Genomic DNA, 2,360 nt, shown 5'->3' on the forward strand with positions numbered 1-2,360 from the left:
CCACATCCGGCGGGCCGCCGCGCCGCTGCCGGTGGCCCCGTCCGCCCAGTCGTCCCCGGCCGGATGGGCGCCCGGCGCCGCGCACCTGTCGTCGCCGCACGAGCACCGCCGGCTGGAGCCGGCCGGCTCCAGCCAGGTGCCGGGGCAGACCTCCCAGTGCCTCTCCTCCGTGTACCGCACGGCGGCTTCGAGTAACTGTTCGGCGCGCTGTCGCGGGACCTGCGCCGCTTCCCTGACTCCGATGGGCTCTTCCACGCCCGGCTCAACTACAGGCTTCACGAAGAGTTACGGCCCGCTCTCCCGCGGTTCCGCACGCGGGGCGCACGGATGCATGGGCGGGGGCGCGCGGGAGAGGGCCGCCCTTCGGGTGGGTAACTGGTTACGGGACATCCGGGCGGGGGCGATGCGTCGCGGCATTTTAGTGACCGCACGTGACGAATGAGGTGAGTCGCGCGGAAAGTGACCAACACGATGAATCAGCGCATTTCTCAGGGACATGTCGGGCAGTGATCCCGCCATCGATCACCGCGGCCTCAGGGGGATACACCATGGCAGCCAGGCCACTCGTCGCACGCCAGCCGAATGAACGGCTCCAGGCGCTCATCCAGGAAGCCGGATGCTCCAACGCGGGCCTCGCCCGCCGCGTCAACATGGTCGGGGCCGAACGCGGCCTCGACCTGCGGTACGACAAGACGTCCGTGGCCCGCTGGCTGCGCGGCCAGCAGCCGCGCGGCCGGGCCCCCGGCACCATCGCCGAGGCGCTGGGCCGCAAACTCGGCCGTACGGTCACGATCGACGAGATCGGCATGGCCAACGGCAAGAACCTCGCCTCGGGCGTCGGCCTCCAGTTCGCCCCCACGGTCGGCGGGGCCATCGAGCAGGTCTGCGAGCTGTGGCGCAGCGACGTCGGCCGCCGCGACTTCCTGACCGGCTCCTCGGTCGCCTCCTCCGCGCTCGTGGAACCGAGCCGCGACTGGCTGATCACCGGCGCCGACCCGCAGGTCGAGCGCGCGGCCGGCTCGCGCGTCGGCATGCCCGACGTCGAGGCGGTGCGCGCGACGACGGCCGCGCTGGTCGACCTCGACCACCGCTTCGGCAGCGGCCATGTGCGCCCGGTCCTCGTCCACTACCTCAACAGCGTGGTCTCCGGCCTGCTTTCGGGCGCGTACCGCGAATCGACCGGCCGTCAGCTCTTCGCGGCCGTCGCCCGGCTCACCGAACTCGCCGGGTACATGGCCGTCGACACCGGTCAGCCCGGCCTCGCCCAGCGCTACTACATCCAGGCGCTGCGCCTGGCCCAGGCGGCCGGCGACCGCGCCTACGGCGGCTATGTGCTGGCCGCCTCGATGAGCCATCTCGCCGCCCAGCTCGGCAATCCGCGCGAGATCGCCCAGCTCGCACGGGCCGCGCAGGAGGGCGCCCGCGGCCGGGTCACCCCGCGCGCCGAGGCGATGTTCCACGCGGCGGAGGCGCGCGGCCACGCGCTCCTCGGGGACGCGCGGACCTGCCTGGAGTCGGTGGGCCGGGCCGAGGCGGCGCTGGAGCGGGCCGACCCGGAGAGCGGGGACGACCCCGACTGGATCGCCCACTTCGACCACGCCTACCTCGCGGACGAACTGGCGCACTGCCACCGCGACCTGGGGCAGGCGGAGGCCGCCGCGCGCCGGGCGAAGGAGTCCCTGGACGGCCACCCGGAGTCCCGCGCCCGCCGCCGGGGCATCGGCCTCGCGCTGCTGGCCACGGCCCAGGTGCAGATGCGCGAGGTGGAGCAGGCCTGCCATACGGGCACGCGCGCGATGGAGCTGCTGGGGACGGTGCGCTCCAGCCGGGGCGCGGAATACCTGGAGGACCTCCAGCAGCGTCTGCTGCCGTACGGGGACGAGCCCTCGGTACGGGAGTTCGGCGCGCGCCTGGAACTCCAGGCGGCGTGAGGACGGCGGGGCGGCGGCTCGGAGGGCGCCGCCTTGTCACACCTGTGTCACGGGCGGGTGGAGGACAACGGGCGCTTGGCGAGGGGCCGCTGCCACCCGATAGCGTGAGCCGACGATTCCGTAGTTGACGTGTAGGAGTCCCGGTGACACAGAGCGGAGAGGGCGACGAGCGGCAGAATCCTGCTGCACCGCCCGCGCACGAGGGCGTCGTCCTGCCCTCGGACGGCGGCGAGCCCTGGTCGCCGACGGGAGCGCACCAGACACCCCCGCCCGGCGGTCAGCCGTGGGGCCCCCGGACCGATGCCGGCCGGCCACCGTCGTACCAGCCGGGCCCGCCCCCGCAGCCGGCGTACGGCCAGGACCAGCAGCCCGCGTACGGGCAGGGCGGGCAGCCGTCGTACGGCCAGGGCGGGCAGCCCGGGTACGGCG

General features: G+C 74.2%; 1 protein-coding gene and 2 pseudogenes. 2 read left to right on the forward strand and 1 reads right to left on the reverse strand.

Annotated features, from left to right (window positions below; translation table 11 throughout):
* Nucleotides 1-255: pseudogene (locus MHW47_RS34605) on the reverse strand (DNA primase); the annotation flags it as partial.
* Between the two features lie 293 nt (nt 256-548).
* Between MHW47_RS34605 and MHW47_RS34610 the strand changes: the two are divergent.
* Entirely contained in the window at nt 549-1,931 is a 1,383-nt protein-coding gene (locus MHW47_RS34610) for a transcriptional regulator (RefSeq protein ID WP_239227794.1), read from the forward strand.
* A gap of 143 nt (nt 1,932-2,074) precedes the next feature.
* Nucleotides 2,075-2,360 (forward strand): annotated as a pseudogene (locus tag MHW47_RS34615) (hypothetical protein); the annotation flags it as partial.

The sequence above is a fragment of the Streptomyces sp. OfavH-34-F genome, from assembly GCF_022347745.1.
In the GTDB taxonomy this organism is placed as follows: Bacteria; Actinomycetota; Actinomycetes; order Streptomycetales; family Streptomycetaceae; genus Streptomyces.